The 22,953-nt window shown below is 49.8% G+C and carries 22 protein-coding genes; 3 read left to right on the top strand and 19 right to left on the bottom strand.

The window, feature by feature from the left end; genetic code table 11:
• Positions 1–2 precede the first annotated feature (2 nt).
• Positions 3–1,430 (bottom strand): chromosomal replication initiator protein DnaA, encoded by a 1,428-nt coding sequence (dnaA, locus tag CLV60_RS24745; protein WP_229211113.1) that lies wholly within the window; start codon positions 1,428–1,430, stop codon positions 3–5.
• A gap of 261 nt (positions 1,431–1,691) precedes the next feature.
• Here dnaA and scpA point away from each other — a divergent pair, with 261 nt between their 5' ends.
• A complete protein-coding gene (gene scpA / locus CLV60_RS24735) occupies positions 1,692–4,607 on the top strand; it encodes a methylmalonyl-CoA mutase (RefSeq protein ID WP_106598064.1) in 2,916 nt (971 codons plus the stop codon).
• A gap of 48 nt (positions 4,608–4,655) precedes the next feature.
• On the opposite strand, the gene CLV60_RS24730 is transcribed toward scpA, so the two are convergent.
• From CLV60_RS24730 to CLV60_RS24645, 18 genes are all read right to left on the bottom strand, one after another.
• Positions 4,656–5,141, bottom strand: a complete 486-nt coding sequence (locus CLV60_RS24730; RefSeq protein ID WP_106598063.1) for a HipA domain-containing protein — start codon at positions 5,139–5,141, stop codon at positions 4,656–4,658.
• Positions 5,119–5,325 (bottom strand): HipA N-terminal domain-containing protein, encoded by a 207-nt coding sequence (locus CLV60_RS24725; RefSeq protein WP_106598062.1) that lies wholly within the window; start codon positions 5,323–5,325, stop codon positions 5,119–5,121. Before CLV60_RS24725 ends, CLV60_RS24730 begins: the two co-directional genes overlap by 23 nt.
• A gap of 4 nt (positions 5,326–5,329) precedes the next feature.
• Entirely contained in the window at positions 5,330–5,530 is a 201-nt protein-coding gene (locus CLV60_RS24720) for a helix-turn-helix transcriptional regulator (protein ID WP_106598061.1), read from the bottom strand.
• Positions 5,531–5,777: 247 nt separating this feature from the next.
• Positions 5,778–6,971: a beta-ketoacyl-[acyl-carrier-protein] synthase family protein gene (locus tag CLV60_RS24715; protein WP_106598060.1), complete on the bottom strand. Its 1,194-nt coding sequence runs from the start codon at positions 6,969–6,971 to the stop codon at positions 5,778–5,780.
• A 6-nt stretch (positions 6,972–6,977) separates the two neighbouring features.
• Positions 6,978–7,244 carry a phosphopantetheine-binding protein gene (locus CLV60_RS24710; protein WP_106598059.1) on the bottom strand — a complete coding sequence of 89 codons (267 nt, stop codon included), beginning with the start codon at positions 7,242–7,244 and terminating at the stop codon, positions 6,978–6,980.
• A 69-nt stretch (positions 7,245–7,313) separates the two neighbouring features.
• Positions 7,314–8,591 (bottom strand): ABC transporter permease, encoded by a 1,278-nt coding sequence (locus CLV60_RS24705; protein WP_106598058.1) that lies wholly within the window; start codon positions 8,589–8,591, stop codon positions 7,314–7,316.
• Positions 8,592–8,595: 4 nt separating this feature from the next.
• Positions 8,596–9,345: an ABC transporter ATP-binding protein gene (locus CLV60_RS24700; protein ID WP_229211112.1), complete on the bottom strand. Its 750-nt coding sequence runs from the start codon at positions 9,343–9,345 to the stop codon at positions 8,596–8,598.
• 12 nt (positions 9,346–9,357) lie between these two features.
• Positions 9,358–10,389, bottom strand: a complete 1,032-nt coding sequence (gene darH, locus CLV60_RS24695) for a BtrH-related acyltransferase DarH (RefSeq protein ID WP_106598056.1) — start codon at positions 10,387–10,389, stop codon at positions 9,358–9,360.
• A gap of 4 nt (positions 10,390–10,393) precedes the next feature.
• On the bottom strand, positions 10,394–10,792 hold the full coding sequence (gene DarG, locus CLV60_RS24690) for a flexirubin biosynthesis protein DarG (RefSeq protein ID WP_106598055.1): 399 nt from the start codon (positions 10,790–10,792) through the stop codon (positions 10,394–10,396).
• Between the two features lie 25 nt (positions 10,793–10,817).
• Positions 10,818–11,960 carry a dialkylresorcinol biosynthesis protein DarB gene (darB, locus tag CLV60_RS24685; RefSeq protein WP_106598054.1) on the bottom strand — a complete coding sequence of 381 codons (1,143 nt, stop codon included), beginning with the start codon at positions 11,958–11,960 and terminating at the stop codon, positions 10,818–10,820.
• Complete coding sequence (locus CLV60_RS24680) at positions 11,960–12,871, bottom strand: hypothetical protein (RefSeq protein WP_106598053.1); 912 nt, start codon at positions 12,869–12,871, stop codon at positions 11,960–11,962. Before CLV60_RS24680 ends, darB begins: the two co-directional genes overlap by 1 nt.
• A 29-nt stretch (positions 12,872–12,900) precedes the next feature.
• The gene (locus CLV60_RS24675) at positions 12,901–13,383 is read right to left on the bottom strand and encodes a hypothetical protein (RefSeq protein ID WP_106598052.1); all 483 of its coding nucleotides are present in this window, start codon (positions 13,381–13,383) and stop codon (positions 12,901–12,903) included.
• A gap of 43 nt (positions 13,384–13,426) precedes the next feature.
• A complete protein-coding gene (locus CLV60_RS24670; RefSeq protein ID WP_106598051.1) occupies positions 13,427–14,485 on the bottom strand; it encodes a methyltransferase in 1,059 nt (352 codons plus the stop codon).
• A gap of 8 nt (positions 14,486–14,493) precedes the next feature.
• On the bottom strand, positions 14,494–15,222 hold the full coding sequence (locus CLV60_RS24665; protein ID WP_106598050.1) for a YdcF family protein: 729 nt from the start codon (positions 15,220–15,222) through the stop codon (positions 14,494–14,496).
• Positions 15,223–15,359: 137 nt separating this feature from the next.
• Complete coding sequence (locus CLV60_RS24660; RefSeq protein WP_106598049.1) at positions 15,360–15,992, bottom strand: hypothetical protein; 633 nt, start codon at positions 15,990–15,992, stop codon at positions 15,360–15,362.
• 27 nt (positions 15,993–16,019) lie between these two features.
• Entirely contained in the window at positions 16,020–16,634 is a 615-nt protein-coding gene (locus CLV60_RS24655) for a hypothetical protein (protein ID WP_106598048.1), read from the bottom strand.
• 33 nt (positions 16,635–16,667) lie between these two features.
• Positions 16,668–17,918, bottom strand: a complete 1,251-nt coding sequence (gene flxY, locus CLV60_RS24650; protein WP_106598155.1) for a flexirubin biosynthesis putative acyl-CoA ligase FlxY — start codon at positions 17,916–17,918, stop codon at positions 16,668–16,670.
• A 38-nt stretch (positions 17,919–17,956) separates the two neighbouring features.
• Complete coding sequence (locus tag CLV60_RS24645; protein ID WP_106598047.1) at positions 17,957–19,642, bottom strand: C45 family autoproteolytic acyltransferase/hydrolase; 1,686 nt, start codon at positions 19,640–19,642, stop codon at positions 17,957–17,959.
• A gap of 59 nt (positions 19,643–19,701) precedes the next feature.
• On the opposite strand from CLV60_RS24645, the gene CLV60_RS24640 reads away from it, so the two are divergent.
• Complete coding sequence (locus CLV60_RS24640; protein WP_106598046.1) at positions 19,702–20,328, top strand: 4'-phosphopantetheinyl transferase family protein; 627 nt, start codon at positions 19,702–19,704, stop codon at positions 20,326–20,328.
• Between the two features lie 30 nt (positions 20,329–20,358).
• Positions 20,359–22,839, top strand: coding sequence for a PIG-L family deacetylase (locus CLV60_RS24635; RefSeq protein WP_106598045.1), 2,481 nt, complete (start codon positions 20,359–20,361; stop codon positions 22,837–22,839).
• Positions 22,840–22,953: the final 114 nt, after the last annotated feature.

Raw genomic sequence — 22,953 nt, 5'->3', positions numbered from 1 at the left:
ACCTATTTGAAGTAACTGCGAAGCTTCTGCAAAGTTTCTTCCACGTCTGGCGTCTCGTCCATGAGCAGGTTAATGCTCTGGATCGAGTGGATCACCGTACTGTGGTCGCGGCCGCCGAAATGATACCCGATGGATTTAAGCGGCAGATCGGTGTATTCTTTGGCGAGGTACATCGCCAGCTGGCGCGGATACACGACCTCCTTCTTACGGCTCTTGCTTTTCAGGTCGGCAATGGATACCTGGAAATAATCGGCGATGATCTCCTGAATAGTGTCAATCGTTACCTCCTTATCCTCGTTCATCACGATGTTGCGCAGCGTATTTTTCGCCAGCTCCACATCGATATTACGGCGGGTAAGCGACGCCTGCGCCATCAGCGATACGATCACGCCTTCCAGCTCTCTTACGTTGGAGTTCACGCTGTGCGCAATGTATTCGATCACGTCATAATCAATCGAAATGCCCTCCGACTGGATTTTTTTCTGAATGATCGCGATACGCGTTTCGAAATCCGGTGCCTGCAAATCGGCCGTTAAGCCCCATTTGAAGCGGGATAGCAAACGGTCCTGCAAGCCTTGCAATTCGCGCGGCGGGCGGTCACTGGTCATGATGATCTGCTTGCCGAGCTGATGCAGGTGGTTAAAAATATGGAAGAAGGTATCCTGCGTCTTTTCCTTTCCTGACAAAAACTGCACGTCGTCGATCGCGAGCACATCCACTTTCATGTAAAAATCGGTGAATTCCTGCAGCGTGTTATTGCGGATCGAGTTGATAAACTGGTTGGTAAATTTCTCAGAAGAAACGTATAGCACCAGCTTGTTCTCGTAATGGTTGGTAATGTAGTTACCGATCGCCTGCACAAGGTGTGTCTTACCCAATCCTACCCCGCCGTACATCATCAGCGGGTTGAACGAGGTAAGTCCCGGACGCTGCGCTACCGCGAAGCCAGCCGAGCGGGCGAGACGGTTACAGTCCCCTTCGATGAAGTTATCGAACGAATAATTGGGGTTCAGATAGGTATCGAGCGTCAGCGAATCCTGGTCTTTCTCCTTCATGCTCGCCCCCATACGAGGGTCGGTCGAGAAATTATCCGGCTTGGAATAATTTGGAGATTTCTGAGTTGAGACGTTCATCGTCAGCGGCTGGTGCTTCTCGTTACCGGTATCGACAATAATGGAATATTCCAATAAACCGTCGCGGCCGATCGCGTAATCCAGCGCCTTTCTCAGCAGATTGACATAGTTATCTTCCAGCCATTCGTAGAAAAACTGGCTGGGAACCTGCACGGTAAGTACTTTACCATAGAGCTTTAAGGGACGAATGGGTTCAAACCACGTCTTAAAACTCTGCTCGGGAATGTGCTGCTGAATAATCCTCAGGCAAGCATCCCAAACCTGGTCTACCTCTCTATTTGTGCTGATTCTTTCCAATGTATAATTTACCAAACTCTGAGTATCATAGTTCAAAAGGACGGCAAAGATATAAAAATACCTGATCTCTCCAGATGAAACGGGTATTCAATTTAATCGTCACAAAGTGTATCTGCAAACCCAAAAATAAAATTGGGAGCTTAATCGTGTCCAGAAGGTTACAGAAGCGGTTTTGCTGTTTCGGCTCCCTTAATTGCGTCTCAAAATTTGTAGTTTTGCTAATAGCACTTTTCCGCAAACCATTCATTAGCCCAACAGCCCATGTCAGCGAATCTCTTTTCTGAATTTCCCGCGTCGGACAAAAACACCTGGGAAAAACGCGCAACGAAAGAGGTAAAAGGCCGTGCTGAGCTGTTTGATTCTTGGAAAGTAGCCCATGGCGTGCATTTCAAGCCCTACGTTACATTTGATGAAACAGATTGGGAAACGGTCGCCGAAATTCAGAAAGCGCAGAAACCGACCGCCGGATGGCAGAACCTGAACGAAGCGCCTGCTGCGAATTCCCGGCCCGTAACCATAGAATTACAAGGCACCGATCCGGTCATGCAGCTGCTGTCCGCCGTCAGCACCTTCTCGAATTTATATGCCAATAGCGTATCGCCTGAAATTGCATTTGAACAAACTGTATTCTCGGTTCCGGTCGGCTCGCAATACCTGACTGAAATCGCCAAACTGAGAGCATTAAGGTATATGCTGCAAAAAATTGGGCAAATACTTGGATGCAAGGGCACTCCTTTTATTCATGCCTGGACGGCCATCCATTACAAGGAAAACGAGCCGGATTATACCAATTTGATAAGATCTGCCGCACAGGCTATGAGCGGAGTTATCGGAGGATGCGACGCGCTTACTGTGCTTCCGTTTGATAAAGGCGATAAGCCATTGGCTCTACGGCTCGCCACACACGTTTCCTATATTCTTGAACACGAAAGCCTGATGGCCAAAGTCGCCGACCCTGCGGCTGGCGCGTTTGCCCTGGAAGATATGACGTTGAAACTGGCGAATGCAGCATGGAAAGTGTTTTCGCAAACCACCGATAATGAAGTTTTCCAAAATGAAGCTGGCGGAGCCGAAGGTTATAGCCCCAACATTGCCCAGGCCGCGCTCTTTCAAACGGCCGAAGGCATAGCGCTCAAAACCACATTTACTGCAAACGACCTCGCCGACGCGGAGCACCTCGCATTCGGCGCAGGTACTCCACCATTCCTGCGCGGCCCCTACGCGAGCATGTACCTCGAACGCCCATGGACAATCCGCCAGTACGCAGGTTTCTCGACGGCATCCGAATCCAACGCATTCTACCGCAGAAACCTCGCCGCCGGGCAAAAGGGTTTGTCCGTCGCCTTTGACCTGGCGACCCACCGCGGCTACGACTCCGACCACCCACGTGTGACGGGTGATGTGGGGAAAGCCGGTGTGGCCATCGATTCGGTCGAGGACATGAAAACGCTGTTTGACCAGATACCACTGGACCAAATGTCGGTATCGATGACAATGAACGGCGCGGTGATACCCGTAATGGCCTTTTTTATCGTCGCTGCCGAAGAACAGGGCGTGCAGACGGACCAACTCACCGGGACGATCCAGAACGACATTCTGAAAGAGTTTATGGTGCGCAACACCTACATTTACCCGCCCGCCCCATCCATGCGCATTGTAGGTGATATTTTTGCGTACGCCTCGCGGCATATGCCGCGTTTCAACTCGATCAGCATCAGCGGCTATCATATGCACGAAGCGGGTGCACCCGCACACATTGAGCTTGCCTACACGCTCGCCGACGGGCTCGAATACATCCGCACGGGCCTGGCAGCCGGCATTCCTATCGACGATTTTGCGCCGCGATTATCGTTTTTTTGGGGAATTGGGATGAATCACTTCATGGAAATCGCCAAAATGCGGGCCGGGCGAATGCTGTGGGCCAAAATTGTCAAACAGTTTAACCCGCAGAACGAAAAATCGCTCATGCTGCGCACGCATTGTCAGACGAGCGGTTACAGCCTTACCGAGCAGGAGCCGTTCAATAATATTACCCGCACGACCATCGAAGCTATGGCAGCAGTCATGGGCCACACGCAGTCGCTGCATACCAATTCCTTTGATGAGGCCATCGCATTACCCACCGACTTCTCGGCCCGCATTGCACGGGATACGCAGCTTTTTATTCAAAATGAAACGGACCTCTGCAAAGCCGTCGATCCTTGGGGCGGCTCCTACTATGTCGAGTATCTGACCATGCAACTCGCCGAAAAGGCCTGGGCTTTGATCGAAGAAGTGGAAGCATTAGGCGGCATGACCAAGGCCATTGAAACCGGCTTGCCCAAAATGCGCATCGAAGAAGCCGCTGCCCGAAAGCAGGCCCGGATCGACTCGGGTAAAGAAGTAATAGTGGGGGTTAACCGGTACAAAACCGACGAAAAGCAATCTTTTGAAATACTGGAAATTGATAATGAGGCGGTAAGAAACGCCCAAATCACGCAGCTTGAAGCTATTCGCGCAAAACGGAACGAAACAGAAGTGCGGCATTCGCTCGACCGCATTACGCAGGCATGCCTGGAAAGCGGCGGAAAAGATATGCATTCCAATCTGCTGGCATTAGCCGTGGACGCCGCGCGGAAAAGAGCTACATTGGGAGAAATTTCGGAGGCAATGGAGAAGGAATTCGGAAGGTACCAATCTACAATAAGGTCGGTTTCGGGCGTTTACCGTACGGAGGTTTCGGACGACGAAAACTTTCGGCGCGCTCGCGCAATGTCCGACGAGTTTGCCCGGCTGGAAGGCCGCAGACCACGCATGATGGTCGCTAAAATGGGCCAGGACGGACACGACAGGGGCGCCAAGGTGATCGCAACGAGCTTCGCCGATCTCGGCTTCGATGTAGACATTGCCCCATTGTTCCAGACGCCTCAGGAGGTAGCTATGCAAGCAGTGGAAAACGATGTGCACATCATAGGCGCATCGAGCCTCGCTGCCGGGCATAAAACGCTCATTCCCGAGCTCATCAGCGAATTGAATAAGCTGGGCAGAGGTGATATTATGGTTATCGCCGGAGGTGTCATTCCCGCGCAGGATTACCAATTTCTGTACGACGCAGGAGTAAAGGGCATTTTCGGTCCCGGAACCATCATTTCAGTGGCCGCCCAGGAGATTCTGACCAAACTGATGCAGGATGGGTAATCACCGAATTGCGGTGAGTGAGCTGTGAGAAATATCTGCAAGCACGCATCAAAGTAAAATACTCAGTTTTTTATCCCAAATTTCCGCGTATCGCTTCTTCCAATCCGCTGGCAGGAATGAAGACTCTATCACTTCCTTCACTTTCCCGCTCGCACCTGCAAACTTTGCATAAATATTAAGAACCGCCCTTTCTGGCAACCCAATGCCCATTTTGAAAGCATCAAAGTCAGCTTTGACTATTTTTCTTTTTCTACCATTCAATGTGAGCGCCAACTCATCTGAATCGTCTGGAAATACCAAGTTTACGTTAACCAGGTCATAAGCTGGCGAGAGGGAAATCGTGTGATCGCTATGATGAGTCACCGAAAAGTTTTTTAAGTGCATGTCGTTGTTGCCGGTCAGATAACAAAACAAAACCAGTTCGAAGAAATTAATCGTGTCCAGGCCCTTGTTGGTACAATACTGATTAACTAGTCTGCCAACCTTTTCATAGGATCCCTTATACTTCTGCTCAGTCAACAGGAATAAGTCCATCAAAAAATGCGAACAGAATCCGGCTTGTAAAAGCCTCACTTTGCAGCGGTAATGTCAAACTGACCGGCATTGGATCGTTTGATTCCAGGTACTTCGGATCGTAAACAAACGTATAACCTTCGTCAGTCTCTTCAAGGTGACCCGCCAGACTTTCTCTATAATAAACGTACGCTTGCTTGCCCATGTCCCTAAGAGTTGAAATCGACTACCCCCACTTCTTTACCAAATAATGACAGAACCTGGTTGACCTTATCAAGTCGAAGTGATTTCTTACCTTGTTCTAAATCACGGATAAAGCGTAAACCCACGCCAGCTTTGGACGCTAGCTCTTCTTGCGTCAATCCGACTGTTTTGCGCCTTTCTTTCAGAAAAATCGAAAAATTAGACATATTATACCCTTTATGGTATAAAGATAACAAAAATTGATCTATTATACCATATCAGGTATAAATTTAGTCAATTCAACTATTTTATACCCGATCGGGATCATATACAAACCGGACAACACTTAGGCTTGGCGAACATCACTGCCCTATCCTATACAGGTCCTTGATTGGAGTAATAGTCGTTGATAAAATTTGCAGCTTGAAAAATCATTACGGCTACCTACGGGGCTTACGTGTGCCGACAATCCCGCTAGGCCCTCGCAAAAACCAGCGAAGTGCAGTTACCTCCAAAACCAAAAGAATTGGAAAGCACGTAATTCAATTTGTAGTCGCCTCGCCATTCGGAAACACGCGCATGATCCGCACCACTAATGGGATCATGGACATTCAAACCCGGAAACAATTCCGAATGTACGATGCTCAAAACACTGAAAATGGCCTCCACAGCCCCCGCGGCGCCCAGGGTGTGGCCTGTAAATGATTTCGTGGAACTGTAAGGAGGCATTTTTTCAAACAACTCCCCCATTCCTAAAAACTCGACCTGGTCGTTGTTCTGCGTGCCTGTCCCGTGGGCATTAACGTAACCGATTTGCGAAGTTTCGATTCCCGCAGTGCGGATCGCCTCACGCATGCAGCGGATCGCGCCGGTGGCTTCATCGGACATGGCCGAAGGGTGGTGCGCATCGTTGGCATTGCCGAAACCGGCCACTTCTGCATACACCCTCTTTCCGGCTGCCAGCTCTTCGGCTTCCAGCACAAGGTAAGCCGCGCCTTCACCCAGGTTCAGGCCATCGCGGTTCACGTCGAAGGGCTTACAGGGGGATTCGGACAGTATTTTCAATGCATTAAAACCATTAACCGTATACTTGGCCAGGCTATCCACCCCGCCCACGATCGCCCGTTTCACACGTCCTGAGCGGATCAGCCGCGCGCCGAGCATGATCGCATTCGCGGACGACGAGCACGCGGTATTGATCGTATCGGTAAAACCTTTGATGCGGTAGCGTTTGATGAGCTTCAATGTATGCGCCGAGCAGCCGTAGGATTCCAGGTATTCGGAGCCTTCCGATTTATGGTTGGCATCCTCATAAAGCTGGTCGGTGAGGCACATGCCGCCTACGGTACTGGCCGAAATCAATGCGGTGTCCAGCGAGGAAAGCTGACCAGGCGTCAATGCGGCATCGGCAACGGCCTCAGCGAAAGCCTTGTCGGCCAGCAGGCAGGTGCGCGTATAGCCCGTGGAGGTTTCAAGTTGCTGTAATGCTTTCAGTTCATCATTGCTCAGCTTCACTTCGCCGAACGGCAGCTGCGAAGCGTACAACGATTCAAAAAAGGCAACTTTACCAATCCCCGAACGCCCCGAACGCAAGCTCTCGTGATTCTGCCGCACATTGTTACCAATGGCAGAAATCATGCCCATACCGGTCACCAACACCCTTCCCATCGAAAATTAAGCGGCTTTTGTGTGCGCGAGAATGTACTCGGCCATGTGGTTTACATCGACCAGGATCTTACGCCCCTCGGCCGGATTATTGATTTTGATACCATATTCCCTTTCGAGCAGCACCACCAGTTCGAGCGAGTCGATGGAATCCAGGCCCAGATCTCCTCCGAAAAGCGGTTCGTCGTCTTTGATGTCGGCAGGGTTAATGTCGAGCAGGTTCAGGTATTGTACAATTTGCCCTTTCAGAATGGGCTTCAAGCTTTCTATGTCCATATTAATTTGTTAATCGCTTAATGTAATCGCCGGTTACAGCGAGGTTTACCGGCCGGGGGAATATCAAACTTAAATAATTCTTTCCAACCGTAACTTAAAATATGTGCCCAATTGGCAAAACACTATAAAAATGCCCAGAAAAGCGAACACCGTCCGCAGGTCCTGCCAGCTGCCGCCTTTGAGGAACAATACATAAAACCCTTCCAGGCACCAGTGCAGCGGCGAAAAGTTGCTGAAAAACTGCATGAACCCCGGCATCACAAACGTGGGTACCAGAATCCCGCCTATCGCCCCGAAAATGATGATAGATATCGCGCCGAATCCATTGGCCTGCTGCTCGGTTTTAGCAAACGACCCGATCATTAAAGCGTAGCTCACAGCCGCCATACTGCTGATGAAAATCACGGCGATGGTGGCGACGATATTATCCGGCACGCTGAGCTTGGGTAACCCAAGTTTAGGCAAAATCCAAACACCCATCGAGAATGTAAGCGCTACCTGCAATGCTGCCACGACCACGTAAACCGCCATTTTACTGAACATCACCACCATAAACGTGGTAGGCATGGTTTTCAGCCGCAGGAAGCTGCCGTTGATGCGCTCCTTCACGATGTTGCTCCCCAGGGAAACGACCATGAAAAACATGGCAAAGATGGTCCAGGCAGGCACATTATGCTGGGTAGAGTTCGGAATAGCGGTGGAGTTATTGTTCCGCGCCACGATCTGATCGATACCGACACGATTTGAAATCATTTTGTCTTTCAGTTTGGCAGACCTTTCGGCGATATCCATATTGGCATACATGCGGTCGATCATCAGCGAGTTTTCGATCACACTCATATACGACTGGATCACGCTCATGACCGAGTAGCTGTAATTTTCCTGTAAAACCGGATCGTTATAAAAGGACAGTTTAGGCATTGAAACCTTCTCCCGGGCTGCGGTATCGCGTTCCAGGCCGAGATCGTCCATTAAAATGGTACTCACGTCCTCCGCATTGCTTTCGAGCCCCGCCGAAAACGTGGCAGGGATATACAATGCAATCATTTTTCCCCTGGACAGCAATTCAGATTTCAACGACTCCTGTGGAATCGCATCCTGTGCGTCGATCTTGAACAGCCCGGATTTAGTGAGCAGCTCCACCAGTTTGTTACCTTCTTTACCATTGTCATGATTGACCACCAAAAGCGGGATCTGGTTCTCGTTCACCATTTTATAGGCGCTGTCCTGGATAATGGTGATGATAAAAACCAGCAGCAACGGCATCAGGAACATCAAAGCCAGCCCCACCTTGTCGTTGATGAGCAGCAGCAGTTCTTTGCGTAATGATGCGTATAATTTGAACATAGGCTTAATCGCGGTACTCTTCGCCGGTCAGGTTAATGAACAATGTTTGCAGGCTGCCCGCATCGTGCACGCTTTTCAAATGCTGCAAGCCACCGGCCGCAATGACCCTTCCGTGGTCGATCAGCGCGATATTTTTGCAAAATTCCTCCGCCTCCGACATATGGTGCGAGGTATAAACAATCGTTGTTCCGGCCTGGTTGATCTGCTGTAAATAGCGGATAATCGCATTGCGGCTCTGCACGTCCACACCTACCGTCGGCTCGTCGAGAAAAAGGATATCCGGCTCATGGATAATGCCGATCGCCAGATTAACGCGCCGTTTCATCCCACCCGAAAACGTGCCGACCTTCTTGTCGGCTGCTTTTTCAAGGCCTAATACTTCCAGCAAATGCTCACGGCGCGCTTCCAGCTTCTTTTTGGGCAGATTATACATCGCCCCGAAATAATCCAGATTCTGGCGCGGGGTCAGTTCCTGATAGAAGGCATATTCCTGTGGTACAAAACCAATGCGGCTTTTTCTTTCCCCATTCGAGTAGGGTGCTCCATTGTTAAAAAACTGCACTTCGCCGGAAGAAACGGGGATAATACCGCACAGAATCGAGATCAGCGTCGTTTTACCGGCACCATTCGGGCCCAGCAAACCAAATACGTCCGACTGCATAATGTCCAGCGAAACGTCGGACAGGCTATCTTCCTGGGCGGATTTGTAACGCTTATACACGTCCCTGATCGCAATACACACCTGACCCGCCATACCCATCCGCACTTATTTACCCAGTTTCAGGCTGGAAAGCTTCTGAAATGCCTCTTTCTCTACCAGGCGGATTTCGAGCATCATATCAGCAATTTCTTCGAAGTCTTTCTGCTCGGTCAGGCGGCCTTTATATACACCCGCCATTTTGATGGCGCTCGCACGCCACATGTCTCCGGCCTTGGTAAAATCCTCCGAAACATTGGCCACACGGTCGTCCTGCAAATAGGCTGCTGCCTCTTCGAGGAATGCCCCGTAAAGGAAACGGAAGCCTCCGCCCCCCGTGCCGATTTCCTCCTGCATACGCACGATTTGCCCCAAATAAAGGCTGGCCTTGCGCAAACCGAGTTTATCACGCCATTTACGGACGTGGTTGGAGGTATGTCGGATGCCGTTCACCCCTGCGAAATTGCCGGGAATGCTCAGCATATCGCGCACATTGCGGCGGATACCGGTCACGATGCCTTTGCGGATCATGTCCTCGGTAATAGGCTTTATTTTTTCGGGGAAATAAATATGTCCCTTTGGCGCCAGCGGGCCTTGCGCGAAGCGTACGCGCGAGAGCTCTTCCTTGGAAAGCGAGGTCACATCCTCCATCACCGGGTCACTTACCAGGTAACGGCCATTTTCCTCGCCGAATACGATCAGGTTGTGCGCATTGAAATGAAAGCGGTATTCTTTGGGAAAGTAAGTGAGGTGAAAAACACCCACCTGGCAGCCAACCGGCACGCCTTCTTTCACTTTTTTGTCCAGAAATGCCTCCGCGGCAGCCGGATTCGAGAATTTCTTACGGGTTACCTCCACGCCGAGCGACTTGCAGGTGCGCTTGAAGATCGCGCCGGGCATCGTCCGGAACGAGATCGCCGGGCCGTTATTGACCGTCAGAAAGGGTATTTGTATATAAAACAGGCCCGAGCCCATACCAAACGCCAGGGGTTCGGTCATGAAATCAAGTCCGTGGTAACGCAGTAACGCCGTCGTAACCCCGTTTTCGCAATGGGCTGTCTGGACGTGATGGAACTCATCCGTTTGACTGTCAATATTCACTGGATCAACCTTTAAAATTTTTCAACTCGTCCACAGTGATATCGAAAGCCCTGGCATATTTTTCCAGTTTTCGCTCGCTGAGACCTTTAAAAACGGATGGTTTGAAATGCCGTTTGATAAAAAACGGGAAGATCCCCGTGTAACCTGAAAGAACCGGCAAATCCATCAGGCGAAGTTCCATAAAATAGTATACCGGGCTTTTTTCACCACTGGCAACTGCCTTGCGGGCATCTTCCACACGCTCATTGACCTCCTCCCAGGCACTATCCAGCGCCTGCTTTTTCACATCCCACCCTTTGCTCAACGCGGTTTCGTACTTACCGTCCTCGTTTTTGACGTAGCATACTTCCCGGGTAAATTTGTCGAGCGCGCCGGGGTCTTGCGGCAGGTCTTCCTTTTTCATGGATATGGGCAGCTTTTGTATGGTTTCAGCACACGGTGAGCAGGCAGAACATGTACGAGAAGCGCGAGCTCTCGGGCACTGCCAGCAAAATTTTCTCGCCCTTTTTCAAAGCCCCGCTATTGAACACCTCTTCGAGCATCATGTAAATAGACGCTGCTCCTACGTTGCCTTTCGTGACGAGGTTGGTATACCATTTCTCTTTGGGAATCGGCATACCATTTTCATTGAAAAATTCGTCGATCTTGCCTTCGAAGAAGTAGCTTGACAAATGCGGCAGAAAATAGCTCACATCGTCCATCGTCACTCCTTTTTTAACCAGAATATCTTTGAGTTTGGCGAAACCCAATTTAACAATTTTTTCACCCAATAGCTTCACATCCTGCTTGATACTCAGCACCGAACGTTCCTGGATCTCCTCGGCGGTAAAATCCTTGTAGCTTTTCAAGGTACCGTCTTCCAGCTTGTCGGCGCCCATGTACATACACGCCTCTACCTCGTTGGCATACGAGCAGCCTTCAATCCAGTCTATTTTCAGGGAGATCCCCTCCTGGTTCGGAGCCGATTCTACCAAAAACGCGCCTGCTCCGTCAGAGAGCATCCAGCGCAAAAAGTCTTTTTCAAATGCCAGAAAAGGATTCTTTTCCAGGCGTGTAAGCTGCTGGATTTCATCCTCAAACTGGTCCGAGCGGAGCACAGTCGACAGGCGTTCCGAAGCGCACGCCACGGCCTTCTGCTTCTCGCCGAGTTTGACGGCCATGTAGGCATATTTGAATGCGTGCATACCCGCGCAGCACACGCCCGACGGGGATACTACTTCAATTGACGCCGCCTCGGGCAAATGGCCATGCACCATCGAGCCGTGCGAAGGCATCAGCTGATCGGGGCTGGATGTGGCGCAGCTCAGCAAATCCATTTTGCCGATTTCCGCCGGGTTATCTTTGAATAGGTCTTTGATAGCCAGAGCCGCCATTTCCGCGTTGGTGTGGGTAGGCATTCCGTCCTTGCGCAATGCATAATACCGGTTTTTGATACCGTTATTGCGCAAAACAATGGCTTTTGATTTGGAAGGTTTTCCGTTGATGTATCCTAAGTATTCTTCCATTTCCTCGTTGGAAACGGACTCATTCGGTAAAAACTTGGCAATCCTGGTAATATATGCTTCTGACATTATGATTTGGTTTCTACACCACAAAAGTATTCTTTTTTCTTCTTAATCGCATTGGCGGCGAACGGGGCGATCAGTAACCGGTAAGCCGTCACCAGCACAGGCGCTACCATAAAAAGCGCCACAAGCAGGTAGTATTTGAAAAAACCGACCAATCGTTTCCGCTTTTCGGGCGTGGTGCCCTTCGTTTTGATCAGGTTTGCCCATATTCTGAACAGCTTCTTGGCCCTTCCTTCGATAAAAAGAATATCAGTGGGTATGTTAATAAGGCCTGTGGCCATGATTTCTTTCTGTAAACCAGCGTATTGCTGGTTATCGTATGCGCTTCTGACGATCGCCCCGAAACGCGAGGCACTCTGAATGTCCTCGTCGCTCACGCCCGGTTTGGGAAAAATCCCCCATTTGCGGTCCTTCCGGCCGGTAAGCATCCAGTGCAGGATAGTCACGGCGCTGACAAGGTTCGAAACGCGGTCCATCAGCGGGATATTCCCCACCAGCTTTCCGCCCGCATCGGCGATCAGCTTTTTAATGCTTTCCTGCGAATTGAGCCACATATTCCGCCCGCCAATCACTGTTACAATCGGCGTCCCATTAACCAGATGTTTAAACTCCTGGCTTTTTAAAAGCGAAGTTATCGGCAGCGACGGCGACAAGAACCACGGCTGATAACCGAGCACGATCAAGTCGTAACGTTCGGAACCAAAATATAGCGGTTGCAGCTCGATCTGGTCTTCCTGCACGCATTCGGGCATCTTGTCAAAAAACTCGTCGGAAGTCCAGGGAAATACAAAGGGCTTTGCCGGGAAAATCTCCAATCGCTCTACTGTTTCAGGATCGAACGGTTTCAGGAACTGATCGATAATTTCATTCAACTGACCTGATTGAGAGTAGTTTACGACTAATATGTTTTTCATTGATCCGCAAAAATCCTGTTAATGCACTCCTATTTGAGATCCGATTCTTTCAACACCTTCGAATCCTTCGCATAATCGGCGATGACGTTTTTAAGGTCGGCGTCGAGCTTGTCATAGCCCGAAACGATGGCCTGTTTATCGGCATCTATTTCCTTATTGTATTTCAAAATCCCGGGCGCGTGCTCCTGTACGGTCAGGCGCAGGAAGCGGAACTCGGTATTACCCGGGTTGCTTTTAATCTCATCTTCGAGCAGGCTAGCCCCTTTTTTGAAAGTCTTGACTTTACCTCCTACCCCTTTCACAAAACCCGCCTTTTTCATCGTCAATGCGCCTTTGTAGGCATTCACTTTCGATGAAGAGCTCTCATTTTCGAGCCTGGCGAGTACCTTATCTATCGACGCTTCCTCACCGCTCGACAATGCTTTGTAATAAACTCCCTTATCGATCTGTGCGTGGGCTGTGAAGACCATCGCCAGCAGAAAAACAAGACCTAACGCCGCTACTCGCTTCATAACAATCAATATTTACGTATTCCGGATCAATAAGGATCGGGCATCAAGCCTTTTTCCTGCATTCCAGAATCGTATGATAGCTGTCGCCGATCAGCGGGTAAGTGTTAACCACCTCAAACCCAGCCTGGCATACCAGCTCCTTCATCACGCCGATCCTGTACATTTTACTGTTGCCATTGGCCATGATGGTGAAATACAAAGATGTCGCCACCAGGCTATAATGTGCAGCAGGATAATTCTGGTTATCAAAAAATGGTTCCAGAATGTACACGGTAGTGTTTTCAGAAGCTGCCTGGAAGGCATTTTCCAGTATCGCCACGATCTGCTCTTTCGAGAAGCAATCCAGAAATTGGCTCATCCAGATCACGTCGGCGCCCTGTGGTATTTTCTGAGTCGTGTCCAGCAGGTTGATCGCGTGAAAATCAATCCGGTCCAGCAAACCGCGCTCGGTCGCATTCGCGCGGGCCACATTGAGCTGCACCGGCAGATCGAGTATTTTAATCCTCACATCCGCATCATGGTCACAACATGCGAACGACCATTTCCCCGTGTTTCCACCGATATCAAAAAGCATTTTGGGCTTTTTGGCAAACACGATTTTCAGCGCGTCCGGAAATGCATTGTCGGAGTAATAGTGATCAAATTCAAACCAGGAAGTTTTGGCAGGTTCAGGCAAAATCGAGAGTCCTTCGTAGATCGTCGGCCAATTGCCCAGCTCTTTAAGGCCCTCGGGCTTACCATTGACGATACTGTCGGTCATGTGGCTCGCCCCCAGATAGCACACGTCTTTCATGAAATTCATGTTCACGCGGGTCATTTCGTCCTTCAAAAGGAAGAAACCGATCTTACTGATTTTGACAATATCGTTTTCTATTTCCACCACGCCCAGGATTTCAGCCGCTTCCAGCAAGAGGGTCACGCCGTATTCTGAGACATTCACATTTTCGATAATGTTGGCGATGCTCACGCCTTTGCGGTTTTCGCTGATGTACTGCAAAATGCCCAGGTCCCGGAGTGCTACCACCGACTGGAAGTACATCGGGCCAAACGCTATCTTCTGTGCTTCATACTTGGCTTCAATAGCCGACAATTCTTTTTTCATTGTACGCTTTAATTGTTCCCTGATTGTTCGGAAGAGGGTATCATCCGATCCTTGTATCTCCTTCTGTACTTTGCTTTTTTCAGATCCTCTTCATGCCAGACAATGTACTTGCCCATTGTGCCGCGGAAGCGTTTGAAAAAACCTTCCTTATCCGACAGCTTCACGAAACCTTCCTTCACCACCGCATTGCTATGCTCGGCTTTGGGTTCGTATACATTCAACGTTTTCACGGTATCGATCACCGTCGGCAGCAAGCCAATCGGAAGTTCATACTTTTTGATGAACTTTCTCATATAACTCGTCTGGATGGGATCAGTGGAAAGCGCAATTTTCGAAAAGCCTAGGTCTTTTCCAAGGCGATAGGAGTAATATACATTCTCCGTGCTGTGCTGGGCCTTTTCTTCTGTAAACAAATGTTCGCGCGGCACGCCAAGCGCCTCTGCGTAGTTGGCCATTACCCTGCTTTCAATATAAGGCGTGGCCACCGCGCCGCCCGAGAAGATGATGTTTTTGGTATAACCTTTCGAATACAGATAGTAAGCCCAGTGAATGCGAAGTTGCAGCACCATGTCCCATTTCCCTCCGTTGTAGGGAAAACCCGGAACGATAATCGCGTCATAAGGGGCTTCCTTTGCCCCTTTCGTAAAAGCCTTCGCCGCCGAACGGTAGAGCATCTTACCGCAGCTGGTAAAAAGCAAGCATAGGAGCACCAGGAAAAACGAGTTGGCTATGCGCACGATAATGGGTTAGCGGTTTTTAAACAGTAAGCTGTGAACGTTCACCAGACTCAGGCAAACAGATCACAGCTTACGAAAGAATGAGATGGTATCGGTAATTAATCTGAGCTTTAAAAATAAGCAAATCTATTTACTTTTTAAGCTTTGAACGACTTGCTCCACTTTTTGTAGAGGTTTTTGTCGATCTCCTGGTTGATCTTGTACACGCCGCCGGCCCAGTAGTTGCGGAAACCAAAACCACCCGCTTTGCCTTCAACTTTCTCGGTATGGATCACCTTTTTGGTGGCCAGATCGATGAATGTAACCCATGCTACCAGCTTCTCCGCATTTTTGTTCAGGCTTTCAATCACATACACCACGCCCACGCCGTCTTTTTCGCTTAATGAATATTTAGCGACTGATTTCTTCACCTGATCTTCGGTAATGCTGTACTCGTCGTCGGTGATATTCTTCTCGACATTCACCGATTTGTTCAAAGCTACCATATCCTCCACCTTCGACTTGTACTGGTCGTCTTTCAGGCTGAATGCTTTTTGCAGGGAAAACTTTTTGGGTTCAAGCTCGATCAGGTTGTTCCAGCTTACGATATGCTGATTTTGGATTGCCTGCGCATCCATAAAACCTGCTTTACCGATGTATTTGGCTTGTGTAAAATCAAGGCCCAGAAAAACCAGTTTGGTTTTACCGGCGAGAAGGTCGGCCATAGTGTTGTCAGCTTTTACCACGGCAGCATTGAACAACACGAATGCGATCAGTAATAACTTTTTCATAACTCTGAGTAATTGGGAACGGTTAGTTTATTTCAGTTTTTTATCCAGAAATGCCGCCAGGGATTTGCCTGCTTTTGCATAGGATTCGGCAATACGGACGCCGGTATCGAAGTCGAAACCACCGAACTGGCCACCCGGAACATTTCTCATTCCAATTTCAGCAACTTTATTGGATTTGTTGGCTGATTCGACCAGGTCTATTTCAAAATCTACATACGCATTCTTGCGCATCACACCCACATTGAAACCAGGCTCTACAAATTTAGTTTTTACAATGAAAGTATATTGGGCATCCGGGCGGGCGGTAACGGCCGTCAGGCCTTTGTCTTCCAAACCTTTGTTGAACAGCTCTTCAAACTTGGGCTCGTAACGTGCCTTGCGGTCTTCTACCCAGGCCTTTTTCCAGGCATCACCTTTACCGGCTTCTTTGGCATTGTACTCAGCCGATTTTTTATCCAGATACTCCTGCTCTGTGGCAAATTTACCTACTCCAAACTCCGAATAATCGTATACAACGTTAACCGTTTTCTGGCCCGACAATACGCCTACATCACCGGAACGGAGATCGACACGCTGGGCAAGGGTTGCATCCGCGGCGAGGACCGAAATCGCTATTGCAGACGCGTAAATGAACTTTTTCATGATCGTAATTTTATTTTTATGGTAACAGAGGGATCAAATATAGATCAATTTTTCAGGTTTGCGTTTCTCCTGTTTGTAGATCCGGAAAGTTAGTTCTTCAGCGGTTACGAAAGTTAATGCCGGTGATACCCGGAGCCTGGATTTGAACAGCGAATGCATCGTTTCCTTGAATGCGGACGTCTGCAATTGCATCGGCAGCACCACGGTAATCTCGTCGTTTCCGAATTCGTTTTTAGATACGACCACCTGGTACAGATCGATTTCCTTCACCGCGTCGAGCACGTCAAACAATGCCGGCGGGAAAATTGTTGTTCCCTTAAACTTGATCATCTGCTGCTTGCGTCCCACAACCGGCCCCAGGCGCGGGCTCGTGCGACCGCATGCGCAAAGCTCGTAATACACATTGCACAGGTCGCCGGTCTTGTAGCGCAGCAGCGGCATGCCTTCCACGCCCAGCGTGGTTACTACCACCTCGCCGAGCCCGCCGTTCTGCACTGCATTCCCTTCATCATCGACCACTTCCAGGATCAGCAGATCCGGATTCAAATGCCCGCCTTTGCCTTCACTGCATTCGGTAAACGCCGCACCCATTTCAGTAGACGCGTAGGTCGAATACAGCTTCACGTCCCACTGCGAGGTAATGCGCTTCCCTAGTTCATTCAAAGAAAAGTCTGGGTTACGGATCGGCTCGCCGATACAGATAATGGACTTAATGCTCGAGGCCGCGAAATCGATATCGTTGGCTACCGCGTAATCGATCAGCCTGGGGATAAAAGAAGGTATGGCAATAATGACCGTTGGTGAAAACCGCTGGATCGACTCCCATTGCAGAAATGGCGCTCCCGGACCTACCCGGATCATACCCGCCCCCATTTTGCGCGCGCCCATCCAGTACGCGAGTCCGGCCATAAAACGGCGGTCGATGGTAGTCATGAGCTGGTAAATGTCGTTCTCCGTGCCGCCCGCGCAACGAAACGACTCCGACTCATTAGTCGCGAGCCGTTCCACATCCGAATCGGTAAGATAAAAAGCAACCGGGTCGCTGAGTGTGCCCGAGGTGGTCACAAAATCGGTAATGCGGCTTTTGGGCACGCACAGGAAGTCGTCATTGTATTGCGCCAGGTCGTCTTTGGTCGTAAACGGCAGCCGCGCCAGATCGGCGGCCGTTTTGATCGCATCGACATTGATATTGTGCTCGCGGAAAATCCGCTTGTAGTAGTTCGAATGGTTGGAAACGTGCAGCAAAAGCTGCTGCAACGCGGGCTGCTGTGTGTCGGGACTCATGGCAATCAAAGGTTGGTATGGAAAATCTGAATCAGGCATTAATGCTTGCCCTGCTTGCTTTCGGTTATCCGCTCGCGGATCGATTTTTCCTCATTCAATGAAGAAACCTCGTGTTTCAAGGCCTGCTCGTAATAGCCGATCGCTTTGCCGAAATCGCCTTTCTTCTGATGATACTCACCGAGGAAAAAATACGGAAGGTAACTTTGCGCATTATTCGCGATGAAATTCTTCTCGTCCTGCGGCGTCAAAGAAAGCGGCGCATCCAGCATCACATATTTAGTGATTTTCTGCCTCACTGATTTAAATGCCTCAAACTTTTTATAGTCCGCCGATTCCAGGAACGGATCGCGGTCGATATCCAGTGAATCAAACGACTGAAAATGACCTTTTTGAGCAAAAACACGATTCAAATCATATCCCACAAACTCGCCGAGTTGGTAAGGCGGCGCCGAAATCCAGAATTCCTTTCTGGCTGGTTTGAAAACAATGCCATGGTGCGCAATGAGCTGGTTGAGCAGCTTCGAGTTGCCATAGCCGATGAATTTATCATCTACACCTTTCTGATCGCGCAGAATGCCTGCGGCCTGGCTCACATCCATCGGGTACGAACGGCCCATGAGCTGGGTCATTCTATCGAATCGCGCCTTCGAGTCCGTGTCACGGATATTGTTGATATTCACCGAATCTTTGGTGAACGCGTTGCTCTGGTAATGATTTGCGCAAACCAGCGCGTCGCTGCCCGAATCGTACACGTCCATCTTCTGAGGCGATTTCTCGATAATTACCGCCTTATCGTCCGCCGCCGAACCGATCAGCAGCGACTCTGAAACAAAAGTCTCGCTTTTCGCGGCGATTTTCCTCGCTTCTTCAATAGTGCCGGCATATTGCAGGATTTCCCTGGCCAAAATAGAAATCGGCTCTTTCGCGGCGAAGGGAATATCCGACTTGGAAGCATTTAAAGTGACGGTAATGCCCTTTTCGTTGATACCCGAAACCACGCCCGTAAGCCCCGCCCACGCGTAGGAGGCGAATTTATAGCCCTTATCAGGGTTCATAAACACGATGAGCTTGTCCTCGGCAAATGCATCGCCCATATAAAAGTCGAAATTGCGGGCAATGAGCAGCGTAGAATCCCTGGTGAGTGAATGGTTGACGGCAAACGAGGTGCAGCCTACCATATTCAGGTCGGTGAGCGCATGGCCGATGTCGTGGGCGGCGTGGTAGTTGAGAATGCGGTAATATTTAGGGCCGATGTAATTGAACTGATCTGAAAACGACTGAGAGACACCGTAAATCTCCTGCTGGTTTTCTTCGGGAATGTATTTGTAAATATCGCGGTTGAACCAGCCCACAAAACCTTTCAGCACTTGCAGGAACATGGCACTCGGGATCATTTCCTTGATCTGCCCTACGAAATGTACCTCCTGCTTTTCCATCAGTTCTTCGGCCAGGATGCCGTAAATAAGCCCGCGTTCGTACGGCGCGCCTTCCAGGTACATCTCCCAAATGCCGTGCTTGTTCTTCCGCAGCCAGTTATTGCCCACGCGGTAGTGGTTCTCGCCCACTTTCTCGCGTTTGTAACTTTCGACAGTTTTAGTACTTTCAAGCTCCGGCTTCGGCACGCGGATACGCCAGATGAACAATCCAAACAGTATCCCGATGACGAGCAGGAAAATGGAGAATGCTTTGAGTGCGGAACGCAGAACTTTGTTTTTAGGCCACATAAAAATCAGCAGACAGGTGCATACTGTGACACCGCATCTGATATCAAAATTAGCAATAAATGGGTATCGTTTCTATAAAAACCATTTCACCGGTATCGAAATTGGGGCTTTGGCGGATGACCGAACCGTGGGAGGATTTACTCAGCGAGCTCGATTTACCTGCCTCGGAAATGGCTGTACTGGAAGGTATTTCCAAAGAGAAACGAAAACAGGAATGGCTCTCTTGCAGAGCCTTGGCAAGGGAAATGCTCGGGATGAATGCAGTCATAGGCTACGACCCGGAGCGCAAGCCGCACCTGATCGGCAGTGAAGTGAACATATCCATGTCGCACTCGGGTGAATACGTGTGCGTATACCTGCGGGAGGGTGCCTCGGTGGGCGTCGATATCCAGCTAATGAAGCCATCCATTTCAAAGGGTGCATTCTACTTTTTGAATGACCATGAGCTGCAATGGGTCGATCTGAACGACAACATACAAATGCACCTGATCTGGTCGGCCAAGGAATCGGTATTCAAGTATGCCGGCGATGCTTCCATCGATCTCAAAAAACATATTCGCATTCATCCGTTTTCCGGCAACCAAAACGGCCGATTTGAAGTTAATCTGCAAAAAGGTGATCTGCCGGAAGCGATACAGATCCAATTTGATACATTTGAAGATTATGTACTGACCTGGACCCTTTAATAAGCCCAAAACCAACCACCTTAACCCGTTATGCATCGTTTCTTTACGCTCGTACTCGTACTGTTTGCCACCAGGCTTTTCGCGCAGACGCCCGCCCTCTCGTCCAGTGAAATCTTTCAAAACATCAAAAAACTCGATGTGCTGGGCTCTGTGCTCTACATCGCAGCCCACCCCGACGATGAAAATACGCTCATGCTCTCCTATTTATCAAAAGATCAGCTCGTGCGTACCGGTTATCTTTCTCTTACCCGCGGCGATGGCGGCCAGAACCTGATCGGCTCCGAGCAGGGCTACAATATCGGCGTGATCCGTACCCAGGAATTGCTGGCAGCCCGGCGCGTCGACGGGGCGCAGCAGTTCTTTTCGAGGGCATACGACTTTGGTTTTTCCAAAACCCGCGACGAAACCCTCAACTTCTGGGACCGCGATAAGGTGCTAGGCGACGTGGTATGGATGATCCGCAAATTCCAGCCAGACGTAATCATTACCCGTTTCCCGCCCGATCCGCGTGCAGGCCATGGTCACCACCAGACGTCGGCTTACCTGGCCGAAGAAGGTTTCAACCTCGCTGCCGATCCGAAAGCCTATCCCGATCAGCTGAAATTTGTCAAAACCTGGCAAACCAAGCGCCTGGTTTGGAATACATTCACGCCCGGTTTTACCAATAAAGCACCAAGTGAAGAGAAAAACCCGTTCATTTCGATAGAAATCGGCGGTTATAACCCGGTTTTAGGCAAATCCTACACGGAAATAGCTGCGACAAGCCGTAGTCAGCACCGCAGCCAGGGCTTTGGCAGCGCCCCGCAGCGAGGCGATCGCATCGACTATTTCCTTCATAAAGTGGGAACGCCAGCGCAAAAAAGCCTTTTTGACGGCATCGATGTGAGTTGGAAACGGGTGAAGGGAAGTGAGAAGGTGCATGCCCTTATTGCCGCGGCGATTAAGAACTATTCGGTGAACAAGCCTTCGGCCTCCGTTCCTGAGCTCCTTAAAATCAATGCTGAGCTGGATAAGCTCGACGCGGACAATATCTATGTCAAAACTAAAAAAGAAGAAGTAAAAGACCTTATCCAACAATGCGTGGGGCTTTGGTTTGAGACCAACCCCAATGACTTTTCGGGAGTTGCCGGCGACGAGGCGCGTATTAATATCGGTATCGTAAAACGGTCGGATTATCCGGTGAAACTCGTTTCATTGCGCTGGACGGGCAAATCGGCCGACAGCGTTTTGAACCTCGCGTTGGGAAGTAACGAAATGAATGCATTTCCTAAAAAGGCGTTACTACCTGCCAATCTAAAAATCAGCCAGCCCTACTGGCTCGAAAAACCGATCGAGCGCGGTATTTTCCAGATTGACAATCAGCAGGATATCGGTTATCCCGAAAACAGGCCCGAAACGAAAACGAGCTACAAATTCGAAATCGGCGGACAGCAGTTCGAATTTGAAAGACCATGGGTTTACAAATCGGTTGATCCCGCGGAAGGCGAGATTTACCGACCATTCGAAATCCGGCCGCTTGTGACCACCACCATTACCGAACCTGTTTTCATATTCCCCTCCATGGAAGCCAAAACGGTGAACATCGTCGTGGAAGCACAGCGCAGCAATGTAAAAGGCACATTGAAACCCGAAATCCCGGCCGGCTGGAAAGCAGTTCCCGAATCGGCGGAATTCAATCTGACCAACAAATACCAGCAGCAGTATTTCTCGTTCGTGGTTACACCTCCGGCTGGCAACCAGGAGGCGGTAATCAAGGCAGTAGCGATTGTGGATAGCAAAAATTATGACAAATCGGTCAAAACCATTGCATACCAGCACATTCCCAGCCAGACCCTATTCCCGGAATCGGCAGCCAAACTGGCGAAAATCGACGTTAAAATCGCGGCCAAAAACATTGGCTACATTGCCGGCGCGGGCGATGATGTTCCTACCGCATTGCGGCAGATGGATTGCCAGGTAACGATGCTTAATGAAGCCGGCCTTGCGAAAGATCTGAATGTGTACGACGCGATTGTCGTAGGCGTACGTGCTTATAACACGGAAAGCTACCTGAACAACTATCAGGCCAAACTGATGGATTATGTTAAAAATGGCGGCACGATGGTGGTTCAGTACACCATCCCGGGCGGGCAAAAGGTGAAGCAAATCGGCCCTTACAACATTGAATTAGGGCGCGAGCGGGTGACAGAGGAAGACGCGGAAATGCAATTTCTGCATCCGGAAAGCCCTGTTTTGAATCACCCCAATAAAATCACTCAAAAGGATTTCGACGGCTGGATTCAGGAACGCGGGCTGTACTTCGCCCAGGATTGGGATAAAAAGAATTATGTAGCCCTGTTTTCGGCTCACGATAAGGACGAACCTGCCCGCGAAGGCAGCACGCTTTACGCGCAGTATGGCAAGGGGCATTACATCTACACCGGCCTCTCGTTCTTCCGCGAGCTCCCGGCGGGTGTTACCGGTGCGTACCGGTTGTTTGCGAATATGATTTCGGTTGGCGGGGCGAAGTAAGATATTATCAGGTGTGGTTAAGTATTGTCAGGTGTGTCAGCAGGCATTGTAGGATGCAAATGAACGGCAGGATGTCAAAAAAAGCAACCAAAATCGCGTAGCGATGTAATATTG

The sequence above is a fragment of the Dyadobacter jiangsuensis genome (assembly GCF_003014695.1).
Classification (GTDB): domain Bacteria; phylum Bacteroidota; class Bacteroidia; order Cytophagales; family Spirosomataceae; genus Dyadobacter; species Dyadobacter jiangsuensis.
The sequence above is the reverse complement of the archived record's forward strand: the minus strand, read 5'-3'. Positions and strand labels throughout refer to the sequence as shown.

What these genes read in the sequence shown, in the direction of transcription:
- scpA (WP_106598064.1), top strand. Translation starts at nt 1,692, where the DNA reads ATGTCAGCGAATCTCTTTTCTGAATTTCCCGCGTCGGACAAAAACACC.
- CLV60_RS24730 (WP_106598063.1), bottom strand. Translation starts at nt 5,141, where the DNA reads ATGGACTTATTCCTGTTGACTGAGCAGAAGTATAAGGGATCCTATGAA.
- CLV60_RS24725 (WP_106598062.1), bottom strand. Translation starts at nt 5,325, where the DNA reads ATGGGCAAGCAAGCGTACGTTTATTATAGAGAAAGTCTGGCGGGTCAC.
- CLV60_RS24720 (WP_106598061.1), bottom strand. Translation starts at nt 5,530, where the DNA reads ATGTCTAATTTTTCGATTTTTCTGAAAGAAAGGCGCAAAACAGTCGGA.
- CLV60_RS24715 (WP_106598060.1), bottom strand. Translation starts at nt 6,971, where the DNA reads ATGGGAAGGGTGTTGGTGACCGGTATGGGCATGATTTCTGCCATTGGT.
- CLV60_RS24710 (WP_106598059.1), bottom strand. Translation starts at nt 7,244, where the DNA reads ATGGACATAGAAAGCTTGAAGCCCATTCTGAAAGGGCAAATTGTACAA.
- CLV60_RS24705 (WP_106598058.1), bottom strand. Translation starts at nt 8,591, where the DNA reads ATGTTCAAATTATACGCATCATTACGCAAAGAACTGCTGCTGCTCATC.
- CLV60_RS24700 (WP_229211112.1), bottom strand. Translation starts at nt 9,345, where the DNA reads ATGGCGGGTCAGGTGTGTATTGCGATCAGGGACGTGTATAAGCGTTAC.
- DarG (WP_106598055.1), bottom strand. Translation starts at nt 10,792, where the DNA reads ATGAAAAAGGAAGACCTGCCGCAAGACCCCGGCGCGCTCGACAAATTT.
- darB (WP_106598054.1), bottom strand. Translation starts at nt 11,960, where the DNA reads ATGTCAGAAGCATATATTACCAGGATTGCCAAGTTTTTACCGAATGAG.
- CLV60_RS24680 (WP_106598053.1), bottom strand. Translation starts at nt 12,871, where the DNA reads ATGAAAAACATATTAGTCGTAAACTACTCTCAATCAGGTCAGTTGAAT.
- CLV60_RS24675 (WP_106598052.1), bottom strand. Translation starts at nt 13,383, where the DNA reads ATGAAGCGAGTAGCGGCGTTAGGTCTTGTTTTTCTGCTGGCGATGGTC.
- CLV60_RS24670 (WP_106598051.1), bottom strand. Translation starts at nt 14,485, where the DNA reads ATGAAAAAAGAATTGTCGGCTATTGAAGCCAAGTATGAAGCACAGAAG.
- CLV60_RS24660 (WP_106598049.1), bottom strand. Translation starts at nt 15,992, where the DNA reads ATGAAAAAGTTATTACTGATCGCATTCGTGTTGTTCAATGCTGCCGTG.
- CLV60_RS24655 (WP_106598048.1), bottom strand. Translation starts at nt 16,634, where the DNA reads ATGAAAAAGTTCATTTACGCGTCTGCAATAGCGATTTCGGTCCTCGCC.
- flxY (WP_106598155.1), bottom strand. Translation starts at nt 17,918, where the DNA reads ATGAGTCCCGACACACAGCAGCCCGCGTTGCAGCAGCTTTTGCTGCAC.
- CLV60_RS24645 (WP_106598047.1), bottom strand. Translation starts at nt 19,642, where the DNA reads ATGTGGCCTAAAAACAAAGTTCTGCGTTCCGCACTCAAAGCATTCTCC.
- CLV60_RS24640 (WP_106598046.1), top strand. Translation starts at nt 19,702, where the DNA reads ATGGGTATCGTTTCTATAAAAACCATTTCACCGGTATCGAAATTGGGG.
- CLV60_RS24635 (WP_106598045.1), top strand. Translation starts at nt 20,359, where the DNA reads ATGCATCGTTTCTTTACGCTCGTACTCGTACTGTTTGCCACCAGGCTT.